This window comes from Microbacterium sp. zg.Y909 (assembly GCF_024626565.1).
In genome coordinates, this window is the sequence record NZ_JANJFJ010000236.1 from 1 (window position 1) to 6,955 (window position 6,955).

Here is a 6,955-nt window from a genome sequence, read left to right on the forward strand (position 1 = left end):
GGATGCGGGCGTTGACCGCCAGCGCCCACGGGGCGTGCACGTGCATGCCGTACGGGGAGTGCAGGATGATGCGCCAGTCGCCGACCTCGTCGCGGCCGCGCTCGACGGTCAGCGTGCGGTCGGTGGGAAGGCTTCCTGTGGCCTCGCGCTGCTCGGCGAGGTAGCCCAGCAGGTTGCCGATCGCGTTGTCATCGAGGCCCGACTCGGTCAGGCGCGCGACGGCTTTGTCGTGCGGGGCGGCGGACACTTCGCGCGAGAACCTCCCCAGCGCTTCGCCGAGCTCGGCCGGGCGGCCGAGGCCGTCACCGTGCCAGAAGGGGAGCTTTCCGGGCTGCCCGAACGCGGGCACCACGTTGACGCGGTCGTGGGTGATCTCGACGATGCGCCAGCTGGTCGTCCCGAGGGTGAACACGTCGTTGACCCGCGACTCGTAGACCATCTCCTCGTCGAGCTCGCCGACGCGGGCGTTGCGGGACTCGCCGGCGACGAACACGCCGAACAGGCCGCGATCGGGGATCGTGCCGCCGCTGGTGACTGCGATCCGCTGGGCACCCGGGCGCCCGGTCAGCGTGCCGTGGTCGCGGTCCCAGACGATGCGCGGGCGCAGCTCGGCGAATTCGTCCGAGGGGAAGCGGCCCGCGAGCAGATCCAGCGTCGCCTCGTATGCCGAGCGCGGCAGGGTGCGAAACGGCGCGCTGCGGCGCACGGTGTCGAACCAGCCCTCGACGTCGATCGGGCCGGTCGCGCAGGCGGCCACCGTCTGCTGCGCGAGGATGTCGAGCGGGTTCTGCGGCACCGCGATGGCCTCGATCTGACCGGCCAGCATGCGTTCGGTCACCACCGCCGTGTGCAGCACGTCGCCGCGGTGCTTGGGGAAGAGGGCCGCCCGGCTGACCTCGCCGACCTGGTGGCCCGCTCGTCCGACGCGCTGCAGGCCGGATGCCGCCGACGGCGGCGCCTCGACCTGGATCACGAGATCCACCGCGCCCATGTCGATGCCGAGCTCGAGCGAGCTGGTCGCCACGACGCAGCGCAGCAGCCCGGACTTCAGTTCGTCCTCGACTTGCGCGCGCGCCTCTTTCGACACCGACCCGTGGTGGGCCTTCGCGAGCACCGGCTCGACGCCGGCGGTCGACCCCGCCTGCGCCATCATCTGCGCGGGGACGGCGGGGGCGGGGGGCTCCAGGCCCAGCCGCTCCGCGTAGATCTCGTTGAGCCGGCCCGTCAGCCGCTCGGCGAGTCGACGGGAGTTGGCGAAGACGATGGTGGACCGGTGGGCGAGGATGCGGTCGACGATCGCCTCCTCGACGTGCGGCCACACCGACCCGGTCGCCTCGGTGGACTCCCCCGTCGGCCGCGGCCGCGCCGACGGGGCGAACCAGTCGCCGTCGCCGTCCGCGTCGCTCTTGGCGGCGGCGTCGTCGGTGTCGGTGCCGGGCGGCTCGGCCGCGCCGGGGGGAGGCGGCGGGTTGAGCATGTCGTCGACGGGCACCACGACCCGCAGGTCGAACGCCTTCGTCGCCCGCGGCGCGACGATTTCCACCGGGGCCGAGCCGCCGAGGAACCGGGCGACCTCATCGATCGGGCGCACCGTGGCCGACAGTCCGATGCGCTGGGCGGGCGCGAGGGTCGCGGCATCCTCGGCGTGCTCCTGCCGCAGGGCCTCGAGCCGCTCGAGGCTGACCGCCAGGTGCGCGCCGCGCTTGGTGGCGGCGACCGCGTGCACCTCGTCGACGATGACGGTGTGGACGTTGCGCAGCGTCAGCCCGGCCTGGCTGGTGAGCATGAGGTACAGCGACTCGGGGGTGGTGATGAGGATGTCGGGAGGGTCGGCGACCAGCTTGCGGCGGTCCCCGGACGGGGTGTCGCCCGAGCGCACCCCCACTGTCACCTCGGGCACCGTGATGCCCAGGCGCCGGGCCGACTGCCCGATGCCCACCAGCGGGGAGCGCAGATTGCGTTCGACGTCGACGCCGAGCGCCTTCAGCGGCGAGATGTAGAGCACGCTCGTGCCGGGCGAGGGCTCCCGGCGGGTGCGCCGGCCGCGCGGGGCGGGTGAGGCGCCTGCGCCGGCATCCGCCGGAGCGCGCTTCTCGTGGAAGATGCGGTCGATGGCCCAGAGGAACGCCGACAGCGTCTTGCCGGAGCCCGTTGGGGCGACGACGAGGGCGTGCTTGCCGTGCGAGATCGCCTCCCACGCGCCGACCTGCGCGTCGGTCGGCCGGGGGAAGGCGCTGCGGAACCAGTCCTGCGTGGCAGGACCGAACCGCTCGAGAACGTCGCCCACTCTCTTATCTTCTCCCCGGCCACCGACAATCGGGCGGGTCTTGACGCCTCGGCGTCCGCAGCCGGGTGGGGCGCTCTCCCCAGCGCAGGCGATCTCGCCAGCACAGGACCATTCCGCCGGAAACGACCTGTCGCGGGGAGTCCTCCTGTTCTGCGGGGGTTCGGCGCCGAGCGACCCCCGCTCCGCGTTCGTATTCCGAGCGCCGGGGCGATAGGCTGGAAGATCTTTGTCAGTGCGGAAAGGGACAGTCATGTCGAACGAGCAGGAAACCGTGTGGATGACCGCGGCGGCGCTCGCCGCGCTGCAGAGCGAGCTGGATGAACTGAGCCGGCGGGCCGAGGGCGACGCCGACCAGGCGCGCCAGGTCGAGCTGCGCAGCCTGATCCGCCGCGCCGAGGTCGGCACGAAGCCGGATGACGGTCTCGTGGAGCCGGGCATGACGGTGACGGTGCGCTTCACGCGGGACGGCTCGGAGGAGACCTTCCTGCTGGGCAGCCGCGAGCTGGTGAAGCAGGGCGGCGAGGTCGACCTCGACGTCTACTCCCCGTCGTCACCGCTGGGAACGGCCATCACCGGACGTTACGTCGGCGACACCGTGAGCTTCGCCGCGCCCAACGGCGCGACCCTCGAGGTCGCGGTCGTGTCCGCCGTCCCCTTCGCCTGAGGCCGCCTCACGCACGCTCGGACATCGCACCGTCGGCGTCCAGGCGAAGCACCAGGTCGGGCTGCAGCCTCTCGAGGAACGCGTCGTCGTGACTGACCACCAGCACGGCGCCGCGGTAGGCGCCGAGCGCGTCGACGAGCGCGTCGACGGTGTCGAGGTCGAGGTTGTTGGTCGGCTCGTCGAGGATCAGCAGCTGCGGCGGCGGTTCGGTCAGCAGAAGCCTGGCCAGGGCGACGCGGAAGCGCTCGCCGCCTGAGAGGCTCGCGACCGGGCGGTCGACGGTCGCGCCCCGGATGAGGAAGCGGGCCAGCCGATTGCGCAGGTCGGCGACGGCGACGCCCGGCGCAGCCGCGCGGACGTTGTCGAGCACCGACGCGGTGTCGTCGAGGCCGTCGATCCGCTGCGGCAGGTAGCCGATGCGGTCGGTGTGCGCGGCGGCGCGTGCACGACGTCGCCGAATCGGCGCGTCGGGGTCCCAGGCGGCCGGTTCGGCCGCGATCCGGGGTGGGATGCCGACGTTGTGCACGGCGGCGGCCGCGACGCCGGCCGGCGCGGGCGCGTTGCGGGCCGCGTCGTCTCCTGCGACCAGCTGCTCCAGCAGCGTCGTCTTGCCGGCGCCGTTCGGTCCCACGAGCGCGGTGCGCTCGGGGCCTTGCAGCACCCAGGACCGCTCGCCGTCGCCGAAGGTGGCGAGGCGCCGCGCGGCGGGGACTCCCGGGTCGGGCAGATCGATGCGCACCGACCTGTCGTCGCGCACCCGGCGCTCGGCGGCATCCAGCGCCGCGCGCGCGTCGGCCTCGCGGCCTGCGACCATGCCGCGCAGCCTTCCCGCAGACACCTGCGCAGCGTTTGCGCGGTTGCCCGCGACGATGCCCGGCACGCGTTTCTCGCGCTGGGCCTTGCTCCCCATCGCCGCCCGCGATGCGAGCGTCGCCTCGGCTTCGATGCGGTCGCGCTTCTCGCGACGGACGACCTGGGCGGCGGCGCGCTCGGCCTGCCGGGCGGCTGCCTGCTCGCGCTCGATCGCCTCTCGCCAGAGCGAGTACGGTCCGCCGAAGGTCGACAGAGTCTGGGCGTAAAGCTCGGCGGTCTCGTCCATCGTCTCCAGCAGCGCGGTGTCGTGGCTCACCACGATCAGCGCTCCCGGCCAGTCGCGCACCATCGCCGTCAGCCGCGCCCTGGCGTCACGGTCCAGGTTGTTCGTGGGTTCGTCGAGCAGCGTCACCGCGGCACGGCGTCGGCGGACGCCGGCCACCGCCGCGAGTACCGCCTCGCCGCCGGAGAGCTCCCCGACGCGGCGGTCCAGCGCGTCCGGCGGCAGCCCGGCGTCGGCGAGAGCGGTGAGGGCGCGGGACTCCACATCCCAGTCATCGCCGACCGCGTCGAAATGCGCCGGGTCGACGTCACCCGACTCGATCGCCCGCACGGCGCGCAGCGCCGCGCCGACGCCGAGAAGGTCGGCGACCGGGCGATCGACGGCGAGCGTGAGGGTCTGCGGCAGCCAGGCGACGTCGCCGCTCACGGTGAGATGACCGCCGGTGGGGGCCGCGGCGCCGGCGATGAGCCGAAGCAGCGTGGACTTGCCGCAGCCATTGCGCCCGACGAGTCCGGTGCGGCCGGCGCCGAACGCGCCGGAGACCTCGGCGAGAGTGGGGGTGCCGTCCGGCCAGACGAACGAGACGCGGTCCAGAACGACCGACGGGGAAGAAGCGGGGAGGTGCATGAGGATCCTTCGGTGTCAGCCCTGCGATGCAGGGGCGCGCTGACACGAAGGACGCGGTCACGGCGGCGGAGGAGTCCGGGCCGGAGGCGACGGGATCGACGGGTCAGCGCAGGGAGCGCTTCCGCGTCGAGGATCGACGGTCAGCGCGCGTGCTGCGCGGCCGTGACGATCTCCGTCATTTCATTCCTCACGTGGGGGACAAGGATGCCGACAGCATAGCCGCGGCGCCCGGAGCGGGCTACTGTGCCCGGCATGGGCGACGGGCGGCGGGGGGAGCGAGCCGCCACCGTGCGCGCGTGGACCTTCGCCGCGATCATCGGCATCGGGATCGGCGCCGCGATGGGAGCGGCGCTCGGCGACGTGGTGATGGGCATCGGTCTGGGCATGTGCTTCGCGGTGGTCTTCGCCGTCGCGTTCCAGCCCTCGGTGGACCTGGATCCGGGCGAGGTCGTCGGCGTCGCTGAGCCCGCGGTGGCCGAGCCGGGTCCAGCGCCCGTCGCCGACGAGCACCTCATCACGGGGGAGCAGCACGTGCTCGACGGTGACGGTGACCCCGCGCGGGACACCGACCCCGACCGCTACGACGGGGAGTGAGTTGCGGCCGCGAGCCGCTTGCGCAGGAACGTCACGACGTCGTCGAGCTCCTCCTGAGAGACGCTGTGGGTGAGGCCGGTGTAGACCCGGCCGCTCAGGTCGACGTGCTCGGGCAGCCACTGCACCGTGTACTCGATGAGGGCGGGCGGAATCACATCGTCAAGCGTGCCGCGGCCCCAGAACACCGGTGGTCGCAGCTCTGCCAGGTGCGCATCCCCCGGGAGCGCCCCGGGCGCGACGTAGCCGCTCAGGTTCACCGCGAATGAGACGAGGTCCGGCCGCAGTCGCAGCGCCTGCAGTGCGACGGACGCCCCCTGCGAGAAGCCGAGGAGACCGACCGATGCCGCGTCCGTCTCGGCATCCACCCACTCCACGAAGCGCTCCGCTGCGGCGGTGACGTCGTCGGGCCGGCGACTGTGAAGCCCCTCGATCGGGTACCAGGAGTGCCCGGGCGTCGGAAACGGCGGCAGCAGCGGCGCGCGCACGGCCGCCACGACGAAGTCGGCGGGCAGGTGCGGGCAGAAGGCGAACAGGTCGTCCTCGTTGGCTCCGTAGCCGTGCAGCAGCACCAGCAGGGGTCGGCCGGCCCGCTCGGCGGGAGGCGCCGACCAGCGCACGACGGCGGGATCGAGGGCGGGGATGTCGACCATGCCCTCCATCCTGACAGGACGCGCCGACACCGGGAGGGTATACATGAGTGCATGGCCGTCCGAACCCCCGACCCCGAACCCGGCGACCGCGACGACGACGATTCGCCGCGGGATCCGCTCCGTCCCGGCGGTGCGCCCTTCGACCGTCCGGGTCATCCGCTCGGCGGCAGCAGCCTCGGGTCGCGCGTCCCTGGCTCCGCCCAGAATCCGGGCTGGCTCAGCGAGGTCGAGCTGGCCGAGGCACGCCGGCGACTGCCGATGCTCTACGTCGAAGCGGTGCCGGTGCGCACCGACGGCGTGGGTGCGGTGACCGAGGTCGGCATCCTGCTGCGGGCCACCCCGCTCGGGGAGATCACCCGCACGATCGTCTCGGGGCGGGTGCGGTACGGCGAGACGGTGCGCGACGCGCTTTTCCGCCACGTCGAGAACGACCTGGGCCCGATGGCCTTCCCGCTGCTGCCGCCGCAGCCGGTGCCGTTCACGGTGGCCGAGTACTTCCCGATCCCCGGCGTCAGCGCGTTCCACGACGACCGCCAGCACGCGGTCTCGCTGGCGTTCGTCGTGCCGGTGTCCGGTACCTGCGAGCCCCGGCAGGACGCCCTCGAGGTCACCTGGATGACACCAGAAGAGGCCTCCAGCGACGCGGTGTCCGCCGAGATGGAGGGCGGCCGCGGCACACTCGTGCGTCTGGCGCTGGCTTCGGTGGGCGCGCTGCGCTGACGCGGATGCCGCGGCGCGGCTTCCCCACTGATCCAATTTCCAATAGGATCGGCGCACCGCTTCCCGTGAGGAGACCGCGATGACGCGCCTGTTCAACGACCCCGACGACTTCGCCGAGGAGATGATCGAAGGCTTCGTCGCGGCATCGGCGCGGTGGGTGCGCCCCGTCACCGGCGGCGTCGTGCGGTCAACCCGCGGTGATGAGCCCACCGTGGCGGTCGTCATCGGCGGCGGCAGCGGCCACTACCCGGCCTTCGGCGGTCTCGTCGGGCCCGGTCTCGCGCACGGTGCCGCGATGGGCAACCTCTTCGCCTCGC

7 protein-coding genes are annotated in these 6,955 nt (G+C 73.1%); 4 read left to right on the plus strand and 3 right to left on the minus strand.

The window, feature by feature from the left end:
* The coding region (locus tag NQ160_RS15655; protein ID WP_257516102.1) for a DEAD/DEAH box helicase at window positions 1-2,287 on the minus strand (2,287 nt) is incomplete at its 3' end.
* Between the two features lie 250 nt (window positions 2,288-2,537).
* Here NQ160_RS15655 and NQ160_RS15660 point away from each other — a divergent pair.
* On the plus strand, window positions 2,538-2,951 hold the full coding sequence (locus tag NQ160_RS15660; RefSeq protein WP_257516103.1) for a GreA/GreB family elongation factor: 414 nt from the start codon (window positions 2,538-2,540) through the stop codon (window positions 2,949-2,951).
* Window positions 2,952-2,958: 7 nt separating this feature from the next.
* On the opposite strand, the gene NQ160_RS15665 is transcribed toward NQ160_RS15660, so the two are convergent.
* Entirely contained in the window at window positions 2,959-4,674 is a 1,716-nt protein-coding gene (locus NQ160_RS15665; RefSeq protein WP_257516104.1) for an ABC-F family ATP-binding cassette domain-containing protein, read from the minus strand.
* A gap of 252 nt (window positions 4,675-4,926) precedes the next feature.
* Between NQ160_RS15665 and NQ160_RS15670 the strand changes: the two genes are divergently transcribed.
* Entirely contained in the window at window positions 4,927-5,268 is a 342-nt protein-coding gene (locus NQ160_RS15670; RefSeq protein WP_257516105.1) for a hypothetical protein, read from the plus strand.
* On the opposite strand, the gene NQ160_RS15675 is transcribed toward NQ160_RS15670, so the two are convergent.
* The gene (locus NQ160_RS15675; RefSeq protein WP_257516106.1) at window positions 5,253-5,918 is read right to left on the minus strand and encodes an alpha/beta hydrolase; all 666 of its coding nucleotides are present in this window, start codon (window positions 5,916-5,918) and stop codon (window positions 5,253-5,255) included. The two genes, NQ160_RS15670 and NQ160_RS15675, sit on opposite strands and share 16 nt — an antisense overlap.
* Window positions 5,919-5,969: 51 nt before the next feature.
* Here NQ160_RS15675 and NQ160_RS15680 point away from each other — a divergent pair, with 51 nt between their 5' ends.
* Window positions 5,970-6,638, plus strand: coding sequence for an NUDIX hydrolase family protein (locus NQ160_RS15680; protein WP_257516107.1), 669 nt, complete (start codon window positions 5,970-5,972; stop codon window positions 6,636-6,638).
* Between the two features lie 79 nt (window positions 6,639-6,717).
* On the plus strand, window positions 6,718-6,955 hold a 238-nt coding region (locus NQ160_RS15685; RefSeq protein ID WP_257516108.1), incomplete at its 3' end, for a dihydroxyacetone kinase subunit DhaK.

Bases quoted from the DNA above. Each gene is read 5' to 3' on its own strand.
- NQ160_RS15680 (WP_257516107.1), top strand. From the start codon at position 5,970: ATGGCCGTCCGAACCCCCGACCCCGAACCCGGCGACCGCGACGACGAC.
- NQ160_RS15675 (WP_257516106.1), bottom strand. From the start codon at position 5,918: ATGGTCGACATCCCCGCCCTCGATCCCGCCGTCGTGCGCTGGTCGGCG.
- NQ160_RS15660 (WP_257516103.1), top strand. From the start codon at position 2,538: ATGTCGAACGAGCAGGAAACCGTGTGGATGACCGCGGCGGCGCTCGCC.
- NQ160_RS15665 (WP_257516104.1), bottom strand. From the start codon at position 4,674: ATGCACCTCCCCGCTTCTTCCCCGTCGGTCGTTCTGGACCGCGTCTCG.
- NQ160_RS15670 (WP_257516105.1), top strand. From the start codon at position 4,927: ATGGGCGACGGGCGGCGGGGGGAGCGAGCCGCCACCGTGCGCGCGTGG.